We start from the raw sequence: 18,309 nt of genomic DNA, 5'->3' as shown, positions 1-18,309 counted from the left end.
GTCACCATGGCCGTCCTCGCGCGTCCGCGCAGTCCCATAAGGCCAACGCGTCACGGACATCAGGAAGCTGACCGCATTCGACCCGTCGGCGCGTCGCGCGAACCGGCCCCCGATGGCCCCGCGCCACGCCGCCGACCTCGCGCGGCATCGTGCCGCGCGAGGCGTCGGCCGCTGGGCGCGCGAGGCGCCCGACCGGCGCCCCGGCCCGCGCCGGGAGTCCGGTGAGCGCCCCTCGTCCGGCACGCGTCCGGGACCCGCCGCTAGCGCGTCGTGGCGAGCCGCGAGGACTTGCGGGTCTTGATGACCTCGTCGATCAGGCCGTACTCCTTGGCCTCGTCGGCGCTGAAGATCTTGTCCCGCTCGATGTCCTTGCGGATGTCCTCTTCCTTCCTGCCGGTGTGGGTGGCAAGCATCCGCTCCAGCAGCGACCGCATCCGCAGGATCTCGCGGGCCTGGATCTCGATGTCGCTGGACTGGCCCTCCCCCTGCGCCGACGGCTGATGGATCAGGATCCGGCTGTTNNCCAGCGCGAACCGCTTGCCCGGCGTCCCCGCCGCCAGCAGCACCGCCGCCGCCGACGCCGCCTGCCCCATGCAGATCGTCGAGATGTCCGGCCGCACGAACTGCATCGTGTCGTAGATCGCCGTCAACGACGTGAACGACCCACCCGGCGAGTTGATGTAGATCGAGATGTCCCGGTCCGGATCCTCCGACTCCAGGAACAGCAACTGCGCCATCACGTCGTTCGCCGACACATCGTCGATCTGCACGCCGAGAAAGACGATCCGCTCCTTGAGCAGCTTCGAGTACGGGTCCATGCCGTACTCGCCGCGGGAGGTCTTCTCGATGATGTTCGGCAGGACGTAGCGGCCCTGCGGCTGGCCGGCGGCCTGGCGGGCCTGCTCAGACCTCATCTGCTGGTAGCGCGTCTCGTGGAACATGATGGCTGCCTCCGGGGACGGATGACGGGTTCGGTCCGGTGAGCGGGCTGCCCGCTCAGCTCACCGGCCCCTCGCTGGGAACCTGGCGAGCCTGCTGGACCACGTGGTCGACGAACCCGTAGTCCTTGGCCTCCTCCGCGGTGAACCACCGGTCCCGGTCGGAGTCGCGCTCGATCTGCTCGATCGGCTGCCCGGTGTGGAACGCGATGCGCTCCTGCATCATCCGCTTGGTGTAGAGCATCTGCTCCGCCTGGATGGCGATGTCGGAGGCGGTGCCCCCGATCCCTCCCGACGGCTGGTGCATCATGATCCGCGCGTGCGGCAACGAGTAGCGCTTGCCCGGCGCCCCGGCGCAGAGCAGGAACTGGCCCATCGACGCGGCGAGGCCGAGGGACACGGTCGCGACATCGTTCTCGACGAACTGCATGGTGTCGTAGATCGCCATGCCGGCGCTCACGGACCCACCCGGCGAGTTGATGTAGAGGAAGATGTCCCGGGTCGGGTCCTCCGCGTTGAGCAGCAGTAGCTGCGCGCAGATCGCGTTGGCGATCGAGTCCTCGACCACCGATCCGAGGAAGACGATCCGGTTGGCCAGCAGGCGGTTGAACACCTGGTCGTCGAAGGCGGGTCCACCCTGGCCGGGCGAACGGAGCTCCGGACCCGGAACTGGTAGGCGCGGAACTGCGAGGTTACTCACGGTCAGCTCCTCGGCTTCCTCACATGGGGCGGCTGATTGACCGGCTCGACACTATCTGTGACACGCGCAAGTTCATGCCCTTCAGGCTCGATGTTCGCGCTGGGCGTGAGGACCGGCCAGTCCGGACGCCCGCGCGACACCGTGCGCCGGCCTCCGGGCAGGGATCCTCTGAGGGCCCGCAGGCAACGCCAGACGGCCCCCGGACCGAGTCCGGGGGCCGTCTGGAGAGCCGAGATCGGTGCGGCGCGAGCCGCCCCCCCACCCAGGCCTGCCGCGAGGTCAGATGTCGCGGTCCCCGCTGTCGGCCGCCGCGGTCACGGCCGGTGTCTCGACCGGCTCCGCCGCAGCATCGCCGCCGACGTGGTCGTGGTCGTGGCCCTCGTGGTCGTGGCCCTCGTGATCGTGGCCCTCGTGATCGTGGCCCTCGTGATCGTGGCCCTCGTGATCGTCGTCCTCGTGATCGTCGTCCTCGTCGGCGTCCGGCGCCGGGCGGGCCGGGAGCGCGAGCTCCACCGGGTTGCCCTCCCCGTCGACGACCTTGGCGTTCTCCAGCAACAGGAACAGCGCCTTGGTCCGCAGGACGTCGGCCATCAGCGCCTGCAGCCCCTCACCCTGGGCAAGCTGCTGGGCATAGACGTCGGGCTGCAGGCCCGAGCGCTGGGCGCGGTAGATCACCTGCTCCATGAGCTCGCCCTGGTCGATGCCGATCGACTCGGCGTCGATGACCGCGTCGAGGATGAACTGGGAGCGGATCGCCTTGCCCGCGGTCTCGCGGACCTCGGCGTCGAACTCCTCGGCGGACTGGCCGAGCGTCTCCAGGTAGGTCGCGCGGTCAGTGCCGATGTTCTCCAGCTCGTGGGACAGGCGGTGCTCCCGAGCCTCGATCTCGCCCTCGAGCAGGGAGTCCGGGACGGGCACCTCGACCCGCTCCAGCAGGCTTTCCAGCAGCTTCTCCCGGGCCTGCCCGACCTGCTCGGTACGCCGCGACTGCTCCAACCGGCTGCGCACGTCGGCGCGCAGGTCGTCGAGCGTGTCGAACTCGCTGGCGGTGGTGGCGAAGTCGTCGTCGAGGGCGGGGAGCTCCTTCTCCTTGACCCCGCGCACCGTCGCGGTCACCTCGGCCTGCTCGCCCGCCTGCTCCCCCGCCAGCAGCTCCGTGGTGAACGTGCGGGACTCGCCGTCGGCGGCACCGATGATCGCCTCGTCCAGGCCCTCGATGAGGTTGCCGCTGCCGACCTCGTAGGACAGCCCCGTCGCCTCGGCGCCCTCGATCGGCTTGCCGTCGGCCTGCGCGGACAGATCGAGCGAGACGAAGTCGCCCGTCTGCACCGCCCGCTCGACCGGCTGAAGCTGGGCGAACCGGTCGCGTAGCGCGCCGAGCTGCTCCTCGACCTGCTCGTCGGTGACCTCGACGGCGTCCACCGTGACCGACAGGTCGGCGAACTCCGGCAGCACCACCTCGGGACGGACGTCCACCTCGGCGGTGAACACGAGCTGGCCGCCGTCGGCGAACTCGGTGATGTCCACCTCGGGGCGCGACAGCACGTCGACCTCCTCGGCCTGCACGGCCTCGGAGTAGAGCTGCGGCAGCGCCTCCTGGACCGCCTCGTCCAGGATCACGCCGCGACCGAGGCGCTGGTCGAGGATCCGCGGCGGAACCTTGCCCGGCCGGAAGCCGGAGACGCGGACCTGGCGGGCCAGCTTGCGGTAGGTGGCGTCGAGCGAGGGCTTGAGCTCGTCGAAGGGCACCTCGACGGTGAGCTTGACCCGGGTCGGGCTGAGGGTCTCCTTGGTGGCCTTCACGGCGCGGCGGTCTCCTGGTACGACGTTGGACGGGATGACGCGCCGAGGCTATCGGTCGGGGCGGGGAGACTCGAACTCCCGATCTCCTGCACCCAAAGCAGGCGCGCTAGCCACTACGCTACGCCCCGAGGCGTTGCCCGCTTATCCTACGGGGTAAGCTCGCATCGATCACCTCGCGGGTGTAGCTCAATGGCAGAGCCCCAGCCTTCCAAGCTGGCCATGCCGGTTCGATCCCGGTCACCCGCTCTTCACCTCTCCCCCGCCCCGGTGGTGGTCGGCGTTGCGTCAGGCGCCCTGCGCCGCGGCGAACGGCGGAACCCGGGATCCACACCAACCCACCCACATGCGGGTGTCCGAGGTCGGATCCCCCGCCCGTGAGACCCCCGCACCGGATCGGCGACGATCACGCCCGCGCGCCCGGCCGGAGTCGGCGTCGAGTTCGGCTCGACCTGCACCCACCGACATGCCGAGCTGGCATGTCGGCCGGCATGTCGCGTGGCCGGGGACGACGTCGGCGGTCATCGTCCGGCGACGGATCAATCGAGGTTCGCGCCGAGGCGCGCCGGATGGCCGGGCGTATTTTCGGGAGCTTCCCCCGACACCGGCCCGTGACCACCACCGGACCATCCGAAGGAGTGCACATGGTGATGAGGCGCCGCGGCTGGCTACCGGTGGCGGTCGGGATCGGGATCGGGCTGAACACCGTCCGGCTGCGTGCCCGACTGCACGCCCTCGAGGTGATCGAAGCGGTCGAGATCGACGCGGGCGAGAAGGCCGCGCCCGGCACCGCCCGGAGCTCCCCCTATGTCCTGCTCTGCGCGCCCGGACTGGCGCTCACCCCGGGGCAGCGCCGCGCCGCCGAGGCGCACGCCCACCGGCACGGGTTGGAGGTGCTCGACCTCGTCCCGGCGGAGCTGGCCGCGCACCGGGTCCTCGACCTGGCCCGGATGGTGGAGCCGGCGACCTACCGGGCGGCCCGCCTCGCCCGTGGCCGCGGGGCGTTCCAGGCGGTGCTCGTCGATCGCGGGGTGCTGGCGCGCACCGGGCTCCCGGCAGCGGCCGATCCCCGGCTCGTCGAACGCTCGGAGCTCACCGACTTCGCCGATGCCGAGCTCGTCGCGGTGATCCAGGTCTGCAAGCGGCACGCCGCCGCCAGCACCGACCTCGCGGTCCTGCCCGGGCTGGCCGGGCGGGTGCGGGACGACGGTGCCACCCGGCTGCCCGTCCAACGGGCCGCCTACGCCTGGGAGCCCGCCCGACGCGTCCTGCCCGCGTTGCGTGACGGCGCGATCCTGCTCGGCGCGGCGAGCAATCCGCCGGCCGCCCTCGCCGCGCTCGGGATGTCCTGGTTGCAACCCGTGATCGTCGGTGGGGGCCGGGTGCGGGTGACCTCGGGGACGCTGCGCCGCAGCGCGCTCACCCGCCGCCGGGCCGCGGCGGCCCAGCTGCGGGGATCGGGTGGCCGCCTGCGGGAGCTGTTCGGCGCTCCCCCGAACCCGTCGGCCAGACCAACCGCCGCGGCCGCTCCGGTTGGCGGCCCCTCGCCCAGGCGGCCGAACCCGGCCGAGCTCGCCCGCCGGCGCGCCGGCTACCGGGCGGACCTCGCCGGCGGGCTCGACCGCTTCTTCGAGCGGCCGCGCAACACGTGCCCGTGGTGCGGCGGCGGCGAGCTCAGCGCGCGCCTGCTCGGCCGCGACGTGGCGCAGGGCAAGCCGGGAGAGTTCCGGTACGACCGGTGCGCGAGCTGTGGCCATGTCTTCCAGAATCCGCGGCTGTCCCTCGCCGGGCTGGAGTTCTATTACCGGGACTTCTACGACGGGCTCGGCGCGACGGCACTGGAGGAGGTGTTCGGGTTCAGCCCGGAGCCCTACCTCGACCGCGCCCGCCAGGCCATTCCGACTCCCCGGAACTGGCTGGACGTAGGGGGCGGCCACGGGCATTTCTGCAATGTGGCGAGAACCGTCTGGCCGGGCACCCGGTTCGACGCCCTGGACATCGGCGCCGGCATCGAGGAGGCCGCCCGGCGGCGCTGGGTGGACCACGCCTACCGCGGTTTCTTCCCCGAACTCGCCGCCGAGGTCAAGGGGCGCTACGACGTCATCAGCATGTTCCATTACCTGGAGCACACGAGGGATCCGCGGGCCGAGCTGGACGCGGCTGCGGCCGTGCTGGAACCGGGCGGTCATCTGCTCATCGAGGTGCCGAATCCGGACAGTCCGGCGGCTCGGCTGTACGGCGCGCTGTGGCCGGGCTGGCTGATCCCGCAGCACCAGCACCTGATGCCCGCCGCCAACGTGGCCGTGGCGCTGCAGGAACGTGGCTTCGCCGTGCAGGAGACCCGCTTCGGCGAGGTGCACCAGAAGGGTGACCCGGTGATGGCCCTGTACGGCCTGCTGCAACGGCTCGCGCCGTCGCCGTCGGCCGCCTGGCGCACCGCCGCGGTTCCCCGCCGGGCGTGGGCCGCGCGGGCCCTGACCGCGGCGGCGCTGGTGCCGGCCTTCGCGGGCGGTCTGGTTCTGGACGAGGTGAGCCGGCCCTACCTGACGTCGGGCTCGCGCGCGAACGCCTACCGGATCCTCGCCCGCCGGCTCTAGCCGTGCAGCGCGGAGACCGGCTCCGCTCGGGTCCGAGCCACTCCGCCCGGGTTCGTGGGCATCGTGCCGATGCCGCGATCCCGGGCGGAGTGAACGTCGCCCGGAGGACCGGACGCCGGCCCGATGGTGCCGGTCGTCAACGTTGACGACCGGCACCATCGCCGGCAGGCAGGTCACCGGGGTGCGATCAGCTCACCGTCTGCACGGTGGGCGCCCCACCGACCGGAGCAACCGGTGCGACGGCTCAGTCACCAGTCCCAGCCGTCGTCCTTCCACCGGTCCTTGCGCTTGTCGTCCTTGAACCAGTCGTCCTTGCGCCAGCCGTCCTTGTGCCAGCCGTCCTTGTGCCAGCCGTCCTTGTCGCCGAACCAGTCGTCCTTGCGCCAATCGTTCTTGCCCTTGTCGCCGAACCAGTCGTCATCGAACCAGTCGTCCTTGCGCTTGTCGTCCTTGCGCCAGTCGTCCTTGCGCCAGCCGTCCTTGTGCCAGTCGTCGCCGCCCCAGTTCTGAGCCTGCTTGACCGTGTCCCCGCCGTCGGACGCCCAGGCGCTCGAAGCCGCTGGTCCCAGCGCGACGAAAATGGTCGCCATGCTCGACAGCGCGACCACTGCCGCCCGGGTCCTCATTGATCTCCGCACAGTTCTCCCCTACGGTTTCGGAAAAGCAACCAACTAAGGTCACGGGAAAGCGTATCCGGCCCGTCGTGGACTGCAAATCCAGCCGCCCACCCTCGGCTTTTTTCACGTTTCCTCCCGCATTCTCGCGCGCCCCGGAAAAAGACCGGAGAATCACCGGGAAGATATTTCGATGCATCGGCCCCGCGGCGCACCGTCGCGCCCGTAGGGGTGCGCGCCGGGGGCGACGCGGCCATCCGCCGGGATGGATCTGGCCTGCCCCGGTCCGCCGGGAATGGTCGGCGGCCGTCTCAGCGCCCTCCCGGCCGGCGCCGGCACGCCCCCCTGAAACTACATAGGGTAATCGACGTATGACCAAGGAGGTTTGGATGCGCAGCACCGACACGACCCGCCCGCCGGCGGCAAGCCTCGGTCGGACGCCTCGGCGCCGCACCCCCGGCCCGGCCGGCCTCCTGCTCCTGGCTACGCCGCTACTGGCCGCGGGCTGCCTACTCGGCGCCTGTTCCGGTCGGGTCACGCCGACGCGCCCCGCCGCCCCGGCGCCGCAGACCCGAGCGACGCCTTCCCCGGCCGGTACCGGCACCGCCGGCCCCGCGAAGAGGCGGCACCTCGTCGCGCAGGCCGTGGTACCCGAGATCACCTGGTTCGCAACCCCGGACACCGATGCCCCGCGGGGCCAGCTCGCCAACCCCAACCGGGAGGGCGTGCCGCTGGTGTTCGCGGTGGAGGAACGCTGGGCTCGCTGGCTGCTGGTCCAGTTGCCCGTCCGGCCCAACGGGTCGCGGGGATGGCTGCGGGCCGAGGACACCCGGGTCACCGAGACCCCCTACGACCTGCAGGTCGACCGCTCCACGCATCGGCTCACCGTGCTGCGGGACGGCGCGGTCATCGCCCGCCTCCCGGTGGGCATCGGAACCGGCGGCACCCCCACGCCGTCCGGCCGGTTCTACCTCACCGAACTGCTGCGACCCGCGGATCCGAACGGGCCGTGGGGCCCTTACGCCTTCGGTCTGTCGGGCTTCTCGGACGTGATTACCCAGTTCAACGGCGCCAACGGGATCATCGGGCTGCACGGCACGAACCGCCCCGACCTGGTCGGGACGGACGCCAGCCATGGCTGCATCCGGCTACGCAACGCCGACATCGAAAAACTGGCGGGAATCCTCCCCATCGGCACACCGATCTCCATCAGGGGGTGATGGCGCGTCATTCCTGGCGGATGCGGGGCGACGTCCCTAGGCTACTTTCATGACGGGTTACCATCTGGCCCAGGTGAACATAGCCCGGGTACTCGCCCCGCTCGACTCCCCCGCGCCGGATGACATCCTGGCCGGCCTCACGCCGGTGAACGACCTCGGCGACGGGCAGCCCGGCTTCGTCTGGCGGCTACAACCCGCGCAGGGCGCTGCGGCCGTGCACACGTTCCGGCTCGACGCCGAGACCGACCTCACCGTCATCGTGAACCTGACGGTGTGGGAGTCGGCGGACGCGCTCGCCGACTTCGTCTTCCGCCACGATCAGGGCGCGTTCCTGCGGCGCCGGCGGGAGTGGTTCCATCCGACCGCCCGGGCCACCAACGCCCTGTGGTGGGTGCCCGCCGGGCACCGGCCCGGCACGCCGGAGGCCGAGGAGCGGGTCCGGCACCTGCGCACGCACGGGCCGACCGCGACCGCGTTCACCTTCCGGCTGACGTTTCCCCCGCCGGATCGGCGGATCTCCCTGGTGCCGGGAAGTGGTCCAGAGCCGGCCGCCGAGCCCGCGAGTCCCGCCGACGTCGAGGTGCCGAGAAGTCTGGCCGCCGGCGGCTGAGTCCGCTCACCGCACCGAGGCCACGGCCGCCGCGCGCGTCGGGGCCACGGACTCATCGACGGTGCGTGACGAGCCGGGCCCGCCGCGCGGGTCAGTGGACCGCCGAGTCCACGTGGTCGATCCCACCGGCGTCGATCCCACCAGCGTCGATCCAGCCGGCGAGGATCGACCCGAACACCGACGGATCCTCACCGCGGTTCCAGAACGCCGTCGCCGCCTGCACGGCCGCAGCCCCCGCCTGCAGGTACTCGGCGACGTCCCGTCCCTCGCCGACCCCCCCGACCCCGACGATGTCGACGGTGTCCGGCAGCAGCCGGCGTAGCTGGCGCACCTGGCCGAGACCGACCGGTTTGAGCGCAAGGCCACTCATCCCGGCCAGCTCCACGTCGACGACGGGACGGTGGTCGGCGTCGATGACCAGGGCGTTGGGGAAGGTGTTCACCGCGGTGACGAAGCGCGGACCGCCGGGCCGCCCGGCGAGCTCGGCGAGCACCGCGGCGAGCTCGGCGAGAGCCGCCGGGTCGGAGAACGGCGAGATCTTGACGCCATAGGGAACGCGGCCGGCCGGATCACCGCCGGCCCGCGCGAGCAGTGCGTCGCCGACCGCGGTGCAGATCGCCGCGGTCTGGCCGGGGTCGAAGCAGGCGATGCGCTTCTGGGCGCCGCCGTCCCAGACGTTCGGGCAGGCCAGGTTGAGCTCGATGAGGTCGACGCCGGCCTGGGCGACGACCTCGGCGAGCTCCCGGTACTCCCCGACGTCGAACCCGGCGACGCTGACGATCAGCGGCTTGCCCGCCTCGTGCGCCCGCTCGACCATCCCGGGCAGATGGGCACCGTAGTAGTCCAGGCCGCGGTTGGGCAACCCGAGCGCGTTGATCGAGTAGACCCGACCGGGCCAGTAGACGTTGCCAGCGTTGCCGGTCCGCGGCTGGCGGGTGATCGAGCCGACGACGATCGCCGCGACCGCGGACCGGGCGAAGACGTCGACGTCCTCCACCGACTTGCACGTGCCTGCCGCGTTCATGACCGGGTGTTCCAGGGCGACGCCCGCCAGAGCACTCATGCCCGCCAGCCTAGGGGCCGGCGCCGCGGCACCCGCCGGTCAGGCAACGGCCGCCGGCCTCCTACCGAAGCGGCGACGCGTCCGGTGGCGGTCGATGGCCTTCTGGTAGACCGCGACGCGCAGGGCCGCGATCCGCTTCGGCTCCAGCTCCTCGGTGCCGACCCGGCCGCGGGCGCCCACGGCGGCGGCGAGTTCCGGGTCGGTGAGGAAGGGCTCCAGCGCGTCGGCGAGCGCGGGTGCGTCCTCCGGCGGGACGACCGTTCCGCCCTCCCACTTCGCCACCCAGGTCGCGACGCCCGTGGTCGCGGTCGCGACGACCGGCCGACCCGAGGCCATCCCCTCCAGGCCGGCGATGGAGAAGCTCTCGAACCGGCTCGGGACGACGACCGCCCGCGCCTCCTCGTATGCCTTGACGAGCTCGGGCCGGGTGAGGTGGCCCGCGAAGCGGCAGGTGACGCCGAGCTCGGCGGCGCGGCGCGCCAGCCAGGTGCCGGTCGGGACGTCGTCGATGAGGCCGGACGACTGGCCAGCGAAGACCACTGTCGGCTTGACGCCGCGATCCCCGAGCAGCGCGGCGGCTTCGATCAGCACGTCGAGGCCCTTGCGCCATTCGAGCCGGCCGACGACGAGCAGCGTGGGGTCGGTCTGCTGCGGCGACGGCACGGCGGTGTACGGGGAGCGGTCGAACGGGTAGGGGATGACGTCGGCGTCGGTGTTCTTCTTCAGCCAACCGAAGCCACGCAGAGTGGTGACGATCAGCTCGGACGGGGCCGTCCGCGCGTCGGCGCGCAGCGCGGAGAACCGGTCGATCCGGTCCGCCAGCGCGCCCCGGCCGTGCAGCTCACCCTCGCGCAGGCGGACGTCCATCATCGTCGGCGTGTGCAGGTGGATCACGAGGGGAACGTCGCGGCGCACCGCGGTACGCAAACCGCGGGTCTCGCCGTCCTGGGTCTCGATGACGTCGGGGTGCAGCCCGAGGCGGCGCAGCCAGAAAGCGTAGGAGACGGCGAGGACCACCCGCAGGGACAGGGAATCTCGTGGATAGTTCTTCCCCTGAAACGACCGCCCCAGCGGGCCCAGATATCTGCTGACCGGCAAACGGAGCAACGGGCGCCGGTACACCTTGACGCCGTCATGGTCCTCGTCGGTGCGGCGACGACCCTGCGCACAGAGGATATGGACCTGATGACCGAGCGCGGCCAACGCGTGAGCGATGTCGTGCGTGTAGACACCCGCCCCATCCCAAATGATCGGCGGATACTGCTCGCACAAGAAGACGATCTCCATACCCATCCCCCACGGCGGCGAACTCCGGACGGCTCACCATAGCGCCAGCTTATCGAGCGGCCACGAGGGGTTTCGGCCATCAGCAAACGCTGAGGATCTTAACCTTAACGTAAGAGAAGCGATGCCCGGACACGGTCTGACCTGCGCGTTGACACGCAGCCCAACAGAAAGCCACTAGGCCGGAACGCCTTCCCCTGCGGGCCGACCGGAGGCACACGGACACGCAGGCGGCACCACCCGGACAGCCACAGCACCACCTGGACAGCCACTACGCCACCCGGACAGCACAGCACCTACCGGACGGTGACGGGCACCCGCCGGACAGCGGCGGATCAGCGAGACGACACCAGCCGGAGGCCGGCTGCCCGGCGAGCAGAGCTCGGCCGCAACACCCGGCGGCGGGGACGCGGGGCGGGCAGGCCGTAGCCGCGGTCCCGGGTATCCGGCCCGAACACCGCGGCCAGTCCGATCAGCACCGCGAACAGTCCCAGCAGCAGGAGTTCAGGCATCGTGGACCCGCCCGAGAAGGTCGAGACGCGAAAGCACCGCGGACCGGCAAACGATAGCGCTATCGTCTAACGTCATGGTCAACGATAGCAGTATCGACCGGGTCGTGGGGGAGCTTCGCCGGCTCGCGGACAGCGGGGCCGTCGGGGAGAAGCTGCCCAGCACGCGGACGCTGCAGCAGCGGCTCGGCGTCGGCCCGGTGACCGTGCAGCGGGCGCTGGGCCGGCTGGTCGCCGAGGGCCGGCTGGTGACCCGGCCCGGCGCGGGCACGTTCGTCTCGGCGCGGCGCACCGTCCAGGCCAGCGACACCGACTGGCAGCAGGTCGCGCTCGGTCCGAGCCCCGTGCAGACCTCCGGCCTCGACGTGCTGTTCCAGCTCATGGGCAGCCCGGGTTTCCAGCTGGGGGCGGGCTACCTCGATCCCGGGCTGCGGGCGGACACCCGGCTGGCCGCCGCTGCCAGCCGGGCGGCACGGCGGCCGGACGCCTGGGCCAGCTCCCCCACGGCCGGCATCCCGGAGCTGCGGAGCTGGTTCGGCCGGCAGATCGGCGCCGAGCCGGAGAACGTGCTGATCACCCCGGGCAGCCAGGGCGCGCTGTCGGCGACGTTCCGCGCGATCCTGCCCGCCGGCCATCCCGTCCTGTTCGCCACCCCCACCTACCCCGGCGCGCTCGCCGTCGCCCGCAGCGCCGGGCACATCCCCATCCCGGTGCCCGGCGACCGGGACGGAATCCGGCCCGAGCTGCTGCGCGACGCGTTCGCGCGGACGTCGGCCCGGCTGCTGGTCATCCAGCCCACGTACGCCAACCCGGACGGCAGCGTGCTCGCGGCGCAGCGCCGCGGTGAAGTGCTCGACATCTGCCGGCGGGCCGGGGCGTTCATCGTCGAGGACGACTTCGCCCGCTGGCTCGGCTTCGCCGCCGTGACGCCGCCGCCCCCGCTGTGGCAGGACGACGACCACGGGCAGGTCATCACGATCCTCTCCCTGACCAAGGTGCTCGCCCCGAGCCTGCGGGTGGGCGCGGTCATCGCCCGCGGGCCGGTGATGAGCCGGATCGCGGCCATGCGGATCGTCGACGACTCCTTCGTCGCCCGCCCGGTCCAGCACACGGCGATCGAGCTGGTCAGCGGGCCGGCCTGGTCGGCGCAGGTCCGGGCGGTGGGCGGCGCCCTGCGGGAGCGGGCCGCGGCCCTGGGTGCGGCGCTCGCCCGTGAGCTGCCCGAATGCTCCTTCGCCCCGCCGCGCGGCGGGGTGAACCTCTTCCTGCGCCTGCCCCGTGGAATCGACGACCTCGCGGTGGCGACCAGCGCCGGGCGGCTCGGGGTGGCGGTGGCCCCGGGCCGGTTCTTCACCATCGGCGAGCAGGAGGCGGGCCACCTTCGCCTGTCCTACGCGGGCATCCGCACCGAGGACATCCCGACCGCCGTCAGCCTGCTCGCGGAGGCCCTGCATGCGGTGGCCGAACGGGCGCCCGGGTTCGCGAACTGATCCGCCAGCGCCTCCCGCGGAACCGACCCGAGGCCTACGGCCGGCCGGGCGTCGCCGCAGCCTCCCGCCCCGCAGCCTCCCGCCCCGTGCCCGGCCCGACCCCCGCCCCCCCGGCAGCGGACCGCGCCTGGACCTGGGCCACGGTGCCGGCGACCTCCCGCCATAGCGGCGGCAGCAGGGCGGCGGTGACCAGCGCGGCGAGCGCGGCCAGCACGAACGGCAACCGCGGATCCGCCGCGAACAGCGCCCCGGAGGCCAGCGCGGCGAACACGGTCGTGGCGGTCTGTGTCGTCGCGAACAGGCCCTGACCGCGGCCGGTGCCGTCACCGGCGGCGCATTCCTGGGCGAGCAGGGACTGGGCCGCGGGGTAGGCGACGGCGAGGCCCGCCGCCTCCAGGCAGCTCAACAGGATGATGAGCGGGATCGAGTGCAGGAAAGGGTAGCTGGCGACCGTCACCGACAGGACGAGCGTGGTCGCCCCGATCAGTCGGCGCCGGTCACACCGGTCGGCGAGCCAGCCGGCGGGCCAGGCGAAGACGAGGTATGGCAACGCGAAGAGGGTGAAGGTGAGGCCGATCAGCGTGGTGGACGCGCCGTCGCGCTCCATCAGCAGGCTCCAGCATGTCTCGTAGACGCCAGCGATCAGCCCGTCGCAGCCGGCGACCAGCAACAGCCCGAGGACGCCGCGGCGCAGCAGCAGCCGGGCCGGCGGGGCACCACCGGCCGGACCCGTCGGGGCGCTGCTCCCCGCGGCATCGGTCGCAACTGGGGAAACGGTCGCAACCGTGGAAGCGGCCGCAACCGTGGAAGCGGCGGGAACCGATCCGGCGCGGACGGTAGCGGGCAGGAGCCACAGCACCGGCAACGACGCCAGCACCGCGGCCGCGCCGCTGCCCAGAAACACCAGATCCATCCGGTGCTCGCCCGCGAAGCCGCCGAGCAGCGGACCGAGCGCGACGCCAAGAAGCTGCCCGGTGTAGATGGCGCTGAACGCGCGCCCCTGCGTGCCCGGGGCGACCGTCGTGGCGACGGCGGTCAGCGCGGCGACCTCGAACGCGCCCGCGCCCGCGCCCTGCAGCACACGCATGACTGCGTCCATCCCGACCCCCGTCGAGGCGAACAGGCCGAGGCAGCCGGCAGCGTAGGCGGCGAGCCCGGAGAGCAGCACCCCGCGGTGACCGCGGGCCGCCGCCGCCCGCCCGGCGGCATACTGCGACAGCAGCGCCCCGAGGAAGAACGCGGCCATCACGACCCCGACGCCGGCGGCGGAGATGTGCCGGTCGGCCAGGTAGAGCGGCAGCAGCGGGGCGATGGCGAAGGAACCGAGCCACTGCAGCAGCGTCGCGGCCGTCAGGACGGCGAGCAGGCGACCCGGGCGGGACGTGCCCGCCTGCACCGATTCGCTCGTCTTGCCCATCCCTGGATCCTACCCCGCGGGCGCGGCGCCTGGCAACGTGGATACGACCGAACGATCGAACGACCGACGGGCGAGCCGGCCCGGGCCCGGCGGGGACCTTGACCTCGGTGCCACGGCCGGCGGGAGGTGGGCGGCGATGAACATCCGACGCGGGGCGCGCGGATCCGGGACGGCCGGCGGGGCGGTGCCCGACCGTTCGGCCCCGTTCGCCGAGAAGATGGCGTACTACCGGTCCCAGCACACCGGCCGGGCCATCCGGCTGACCCATCTCGTCGGCATCCCGGGGGTGGCCTTCGCGCTGCCGGTGGTGCTCGTCCGACCCAGGATCGGTCTGCCGGTGTTCGCGGCGAGCTGGGCCGTGCAGATCGCCGGGCACGTGCTGTTCGAGCACAACCGCCCCGCGCTCGCCGAGGGCCCGCTGACCTACCAGCTCTGCGGTCTGGCCTTCTGGTGCGAGGAGGTCACCGACCTCCTCAGCCGCGCAGGGACATCCGGCCCTTGGGCGGCTGCGGCTGGCCGTGGACCCGGTCGGGCCTGAACCCGGGCAGCCCTGTGCCCTGCGCCGGCGCGGCATCCGCCGCTCGGGTGACCTTGGGTTCGATCCGGCGCAGCATGAGCGTGGTGAGTGCCAGCGCGATGACGCCGATGGCGATGCCGATCACGATGTCGAGCGCCCAGGTGCCCGCGCTGTGCTCCCAGAGCCGGTCGGGGGGGTCGGTGCGCAGGGTCGGGTTGCCGAGCTTGCTCACCACGTTGATGTCGTCGGTGGAGGCCAGCGCCGCGAACCCCCACCGGGCTGGGACGAGGTAGCTGACCTGCTCCAGCACGAGCCGCCCGGTCATGGAGGTCAGGCCGCCGGAGAACACGAGCTGACCCATGGTGACCAGGACGAGGATCGGCATCGCCTTGTCCGCGTTGTCGATCAGGGTGGAGACGAACAGGCCGATCATCATCGACGCCAGCGCCGCGACGATCACCGCCAGCAGGCACTCCAGCAGCGGCGAGCCGAGCGCGGCGGCCTGCGGCGGAGTGCGGCCCACCACCGCGATGAGCGTGAAGACCAGGCACTGCGCGGTCGTGATCGCGGTCAGCAGGATGATTTTGGAACCGAGGTAGGCGGTGCGGGACAGGCCGATCGTCCGCTCCCGCCGGTAGATCGCGCGTTCCTTGACGATCTCCCGGATCGAGTTGGCCATCCCCATGAAGCAGGCGCACAGCACCAGCACCACGAGCACCTTGGTGGCGTCGGCGTTCGGCGACTGCGGCAGCGGGCCCAGTCCGTCGGGAGCCTTGAGCACCCGCGGCACGATGCCGAGCAGGAACGGGTAGGCGATGATCAGTCGCAGGTAGGACCGGTCGGCGAGGACGACCCGCCAGTACCGGCGGGTCAGCGTCGACAGCTGCGCGGTCACCGGCTGCTGGCGGACGCTGGGTAGCTCTGGCGGCGCCTTGCGGACCGCCGGCGCCACGACCGCGGAGGGCACGAAGAACTCCGACGCCCGGAAGCGGGCGGCCATCTGCTCGCCCGGGGTGGCCTCCAGCTCCCGGAAGACCGCCGCGAACTCGCGGAAGTCCTGCTTGCCGAAGAAGCGCAATGCCCCATCGGCCGGACCGAAGTAGGCGACGTGGCCGCCGGGGGCGAGCACCAGGATGAAGTCGCACAGATCCAGGAACAGCACGCTGTGGGTGACGACGATGACGGTCCGGCCGCTCTCGTCGGTGGACCCGGCGCCGCCGCCCTTCGCGAGGCCGCGCAGCGTCTCCATCACCGACTGGTCGTTGGCCGGGTCGAGGCCGGAGGTCGGCTCGTCGAGGAAGAGCAGCGACGGTCGGGTGAGCAGTTCGAGCGCGACGCTGGTGCGCTTCTTCTGGCCGCCGGAGAGCTGGGAGACCCGGGTGTCGGCGTGCGCGGACAGCCCGAGCTGGCCGATGACCTCTTCGACCCGAGCGCGGCGCTCGGCCGCGGTGGTGTCGGCCGGGAAGCGCAGCTCCGAGCCGTAGAGCAGGGCCTCGCGCACGGTGAGCTGGTCGTGCAGCGGGTCGGCCTGGGGCACGTAGCCGATGCGGCGACGCAGCTCGTCGTACTCGGCGTAGAGGTCTCGGCCGGCGTAGCGCACCGAGCCGCGGTCGGCGGGCCGGAAGCCGGTGAGCGCGTTGAGCAGGGTGGACTTGCCGGCGCCGCTGGGGCCGACCACGCCGAGCAGGGACCGGCCGGGCAGCCGGAAGGTCATGTCGTGCATGAGCTGCTTGGTGCCGGCCCAGACGGAGACGTCCTGGACCTCGAAGGCGACGTCCCCGGAGTCGACGTACTCGACGAGCGAGCTGCCCTCGAGCTGGAACAGATGGTGGCCGATGGCGATGACGTCGCGCTGCATCACCGGGGCCCGGCTGATCCGGTGGCCGTTGACGAAGGTGCCGTTCGCCGACGCGAGGTCGACCAGCTCCACCCCGCCGAGCGAGATGTGCAGCTCGGCGTGGTGACGGGAGGCGAGCAGATCCCCGACGTTGATCTCGTTGTCGCGGGAGCGCCCCATCCGCATCCGGCCGGGCCTGAGGGGATGCACGCGGCGCCGGTCGTGCACGACCGCACTCTGCGCGGTCGCCGGATCGATCGACAGGCCCCCCGAAACCCCCGGCGCGATGCCGGCCGCCCCCGACGGCTGCCCCGGCACCCCGGCCCCGACCGGCACCGGCGGCTCCGTGCTCCCGGGCACACCGCCGTTTCCGGGCCCACCGCCGTTCCCAGGCACACCGCCGTTCCCGCCAGGACCCACCGGCGCAGACGTCACTGGGGTGGGCGCGAAGGCCGCAAGGTCCTCGATGGAGACGGGCGCCGCGTCCGGCCCGCGGGTCGGGGCCGTCGCTGGGATGACCGGCCGAGCAGGCCGGGGCAGGAGCACCACCTCCGGGCCGTCCGCGGCGCCGAGGCGTAGCCGCAGCTCACCGACGATGTCGACGTCGCCCAGCCGGCGACCGTCGCACCACAACCCGTTGGCGCTGATGTCCTCGACCCGCCAGCCGACCGCCGTGGGGTGCAGCACCAGATGCCGACGGGACACCCGTCCGTCGTTGATGACAATGTCCGCGGACCGGGCCCGCCCCACCACGGCGGGCTCGTCGCCGGTGAGCGTCACCTCCCCGGCCGGGGTGTGGACGCGCAGCGGGGTCCCAGACACCAGCACTCTCCCTCGATCGCCAGACGCACCATAGTGTGCCTGCGCGAGGGTCGTTTTCCCGCCTCCTTCCGCGACATGTCCGAAAGCCGACCGTCATCCGCCCGTCAGAGCCGTCGGGCGACGGATCAGCGGAACTCCCTCGCCTCGGAACCGGCCTCCCGGCCAGGTGACCCAGCCTCTCGACCAGCCGAGCCCGTCTCCCGCGTCTCCGAACCAGCCGAACCCGTCTCCAAACCAGCCGAACCCGTCTCCCGACCAGCCGAACCCGTCTCCCGCGTCTCCGAACCAGCCGAACCCGTCCCCAAACCAGCCGAGCCCGTCTCCCGACCAGCCGAGCCCGCCTCCAGACCAGCCGGAGCGGCCTCGCGACCAGCCCCGACCTCACCCCGGTCACCCACGGTGATCTCGATGTGCCGTGGCCGGCTGCGACGCGCCTTGGGCAGGGTCACCGTGAGGACCCCGTCGGCCAGGTTCGCCGAGACACCCTCGATGTCGACCTCGCCGGGCAGGGCGATCCGATGTTCGAACCGGCCGATCCGTCGGGACCGGCGGCGCACGACACCGGTCCGCTCACGCTCGCTGATCTCCCCGGTGACGTGGAGCTCGTCGTCCCGCAGATCGATCGAGACGTCCCCGCGGCGGACGCCGGGCAGCTCCAGCTCGACGACGTAGGCGTCGTCGGTCTCCTCGATGTCGACCGGCAGCACCGCCCCGGCCAGCACGCCGAGCGGCCGGCCGGAGCCGCCCGCGACGTCGCCGAGCAGGCTGCCCATCCGGCTCCAGGCCTCCTCGATCTCGCGGAAGGGGTCCCAGCGGCCCAGGGTGACCCCGCTGTCGGGCGTGCCTCGGGTGGAGAGCGCCATCACTCCCACCTCCATCATCATCGCAGAA

At 72.3% G+C, this 18,309-nt stretch carries 15 protein-coding genes, 2 tRNA genes and 1 pseudogene; 6 read left to right on the top strand and 12 right to left on the bottom strand.

Annotation, left to right across the window (positions count from 1 at the left end):
* Positions 1-260 precede the first annotated feature (260 nt).
* The 5 genes and pseudogenes from FF36_RS36670 to FF36_RS00445 all read right to left on the bottom strand — a co-directional run.
* Positions 261-521: pseudogene (locus tag FF36_RS36670) on the bottom strand (ATP-dependent Clp protease proteolytic subunit); the annotation flags it as partial.
* Between the two features lie 2 nt (positions 522-523).
* A partial coding sequence (locus FF36_RS36665) for an ATP-dependent Clp protease proteolytic subunit (protein ID WP_242422217.1) occupies positions 524-914 on the bottom strand: 391 nt, incomplete at its 3' end.
* A gap of 82 nt (positions 915-996) precedes the next feature.
* The gene (locus FF36_RS00455; protein ID WP_011603085.1) at positions 997-1,638 is read right to left on the bottom strand and encodes an ATP-dependent Clp protease proteolytic subunit; all 642 of its coding nucleotides are present in this window, start codon (positions 1,636-1,638) and stop codon (positions 997-999) included.
* Positions 1,639-1,917: 279 nt separating this feature from the next.
* A complete protein-coding gene (tig, locus tag FF36_RS00450; protein ID WP_044882920.1) occupies positions 1,918-3,441 on the bottom strand; it encodes a trigger factor in 1,524 nt (507 codons plus the stop codon).
* Positions 3,442-3,496: 55 nt separating this feature from the next.
* Positions 3,497-3,569, bottom strand: a tRNA-Pro gene (locus tag FF36_RS00445).
* A 47-nt stretch (positions 3,570-3,616) separates the two neighbouring features.
* Between FF36_RS00445 and FF36_RS00440 the strand changes: the two genes are divergently transcribed.
* Both FF36_RS00440 and FF36_RS00435 read left to right on the top strand, forming a co-directional pair.
* A tRNA-Gly gene (locus FF36_RS00440) sits at positions 3,617-3,687 on the top strand.
* A gap of 401 nt (positions 3,688-4,088) precedes the next feature.
* Positions 4,089-6,035 carry a class I SAM-dependent methyltransferase gene (locus tag FF36_RS00435; RefSeq protein ID WP_044883041.1) on the top strand — a complete coding sequence of 649 codons (1,947 nt, stop codon included), beginning with the start codon at positions 4,089-4,091 and terminating at the stop codon, positions 6,033-6,035.
* Between the two features lie 248 nt (positions 6,036-6,283).
* On the opposite strand, the gene FF36_RS00430 is transcribed toward FF36_RS00435, so the two are convergent.
* On the bottom strand, positions 6,284-6,643 hold the full coding sequence (locus FF36_RS00430) for a peptidylprolyl isomerase (protein WP_339325583.1): 360 nt from the start codon (positions 6,641-6,643) through the stop codon (positions 6,284-6,286).
* A 395-nt stretch (positions 6,644-7,038) separates the two neighbouring features.
* Here FF36_RS00430 and FF36_RS00425 point away from each other — a divergent pair, with 395 nt between their 5' ends.
* Both FF36_RS00425 and FF36_RS00420 read left to right on the top strand, forming a co-directional pair.
* Entirely contained in the window at positions 7,039-7,869 is an 831-nt protein-coding gene (locus FF36_RS00425) for a L,D-transpeptidase (RefSeq protein ID WP_242418867.1), read from the top strand.
* Between the two features lie 49 nt (positions 7,870-7,918).
* Positions 7,919-8,479: a DUF3291 domain-containing protein gene (locus FF36_RS00420; RefSeq protein ID WP_044882917.1), complete on the top strand. Its 561-nt coding sequence runs from the start codon at positions 7,919-7,921 to the stop codon at positions 8,477-8,479.
* Between the two features lie 91 nt (positions 8,480-8,570).
* On the opposite strand, the gene FF36_RS00415 is transcribed toward FF36_RS00420, so the two are convergent.
* The 3 genes from FF36_RS00415 to FF36_RS35265 all read right to left on the bottom strand — a co-directional run bounded on the left by FF36_RS00415 (position 8,571) and on the right by FF36_RS35265 (position 11,338).
* A complete protein-coding gene (locus FF36_RS00415) occupies positions 8,571-9,542 on the bottom strand; it encodes a beta/alpha barrel domain-containing protein (protein WP_044882916.1) in 972 nt (323 codons plus the stop codon).
* A 39-nt stretch (positions 9,543-9,581) separates the two neighbouring features.
* Positions 9,582-10,829 (bottom strand): glycosyltransferase family 4 protein, encoded by a 1,248-nt coding sequence (locus FF36_RS00410; RefSeq protein ID WP_044882915.1) that lies wholly within the window; start codon positions 10,827-10,829, stop codon positions 9,582-9,584.
* Positions 10,830-11,161: 332 nt separating this feature from the next.
* On the bottom strand, positions 11,162-11,338 hold the full coding sequence (locus FF36_RS35265) for a hypothetical protein (protein ID WP_157866954.1): 177 nt from the start codon (positions 11,336-11,338) through the stop codon (positions 11,162-11,164).
* A gap of 74 nt (positions 11,339-11,412) precedes the next feature.
* Between FF36_RS35265 and FF36_RS00405 the strand changes: the two genes are divergently transcribed.
* A complete protein-coding gene (locus tag FF36_RS00405; RefSeq protein ID WP_044882914.1) occupies positions 11,413-12,825 on the top strand; it encodes an aminotransferase-like domain-containing protein in 1,413 nt (470 codons plus the stop codon).
* A gap of 34 nt (positions 12,826-12,859) precedes the next feature.
* Here FF36_RS00405 and FF36_RS00400 read toward each other — a convergent pair whose 3' ends face one another.
* Positions 12,860-14,242 (bottom strand): MFS transporter, encoded by a 1,383-nt coding sequence (locus FF36_RS00400; protein ID WP_044882913.1) that lies wholly within the window; start codon positions 14,240-14,242, stop codon positions 12,860-12,862.
* Positions 14,243-14,378: 136 nt separating this feature from the next.
* Here FF36_RS00400 and FF36_RS00395 point away from each other — a divergent pair, with 136 nt between their 5' ends.
* Complete coding sequence (locus FF36_RS00395; protein ID WP_044882912.1) at positions 14,379-14,780, top strand: DUF962 domain-containing protein; 402 nt, start codon at positions 14,379-14,381, stop codon at positions 14,778-14,780.
* Here FF36_RS00395 and FF36_RS00390 read toward each other — a convergent pair.
* Together FF36_RS00390 and FF36_RS00385 are read right to left on the bottom strand one after the other, a co-directional pair.
* Positions 14,716-17,418 carry an ATP-binding cassette domain-containing protein gene (locus FF36_RS00390; RefSeq protein WP_110431402.1) on the bottom strand — a complete coding sequence of 901 codons (2,703 nt, stop codon included), beginning with the start codon at positions 17,416-17,418 and terminating at the stop codon, positions 14,716-14,718. The two genes, FF36_RS00395 and FF36_RS00390, sit on opposite strands and share 65 nt — an antisense overlap.
* A 125-nt stretch (positions 17,419-17,543) precedes the next feature.
* A complete protein-coding gene (locus FF36_RS00385; protein ID WP_044882910.1) occupies positions 17,544-18,281 on the bottom strand; it encodes an Hsp20/alpha crystallin family protein in 738 nt (245 codons plus the stop codon).
* Between the last annotated feature and the right edge of the window lie 28 nt (positions 18,282-18,309).

It is taken from the genome of Frankia torreyi, from assembly GCF_000948395.1.
Classification (GTDB): domain Bacteria; phylum Actinomycetota; class Actinomycetes; order Frankiales; family Frankiaceae; genus Frankia; species Frankia torreyi.
This window is presented reverse-complemented; position numbering and strand designations above follow the sequence as displayed.

Excerpts from the sequence above, each read along its gene's own strand:
- FF36_RS00415 (WP_044882916.1), bottom strand. The coding sequence starts at position 9,542 with ATGAGTGCTCTGGCGGGCGTCGCCCTGGAACACCCGGTCATGAACGCG.
- FF36_RS00395 (WP_044882912.1), top strand. The coding sequence starts at position 14,379 with ATGAACATCCGACGCGGGGCGCGCGGATCCGGGACGGCCGGCGGGGCG.
- FF36_RS00420 (WP_044882917.1), top strand. The coding sequence starts at position 7,919 with ATGACGGGTTACCATCTGGCCCAGGTGAACATAGCCCGGGTACTCGCC.
- FF36_RS00405 (WP_044882914.1), top strand. The coding sequence starts at position 11,413 with ATGGTCAACGATAGCAGTATCGACCGGGTCGTGGGGGAGCTTCGCCGG.
- FF36_RS00400 (WP_044882913.1), bottom strand. The coding sequence starts at position 14,242 with ATGGGCAAGACGAGCGAATCGGTGCAGGCGGGCACGTCCCGCCCGGGT.
- FF36_RS35265 (WP_157866954.1), bottom strand. The coding sequence starts at position 11,338 with ATGCCTGAACTCCTGCTGCTGGGACTGTTCGCGGTGCTGATCGGACTG.
- FF36_RS00385 (WP_044882910.1), bottom strand. The coding sequence starts at position 18,281 with ATGGCGCTCTCCACCCGAGGCACGCCCGACAGCGGGGTCACCCTGGGC.
- FF36_RS00425 (WP_242418867.1), top strand. The coding sequence starts at position 7,039 with ATGCGCAGCACCGACACGACCCGCCCGCCGGCGGCAAGCCTCGGTCGG.
- FF36_RS00410 (WP_044882915.1), bottom strand. The coding sequence starts at position 10,829 with ATGGAGATCGTCTTCTTGTGCGAGCAGTATCCGCCGATCATTTGGGAT.
- FF36_RS00435 (WP_044883041.1), top strand. The coding sequence starts at position 4,089 with ATGAGGCGCCGCGGCTGGCTACCGGTGGCGGTCGGGATCGGGATCGGG.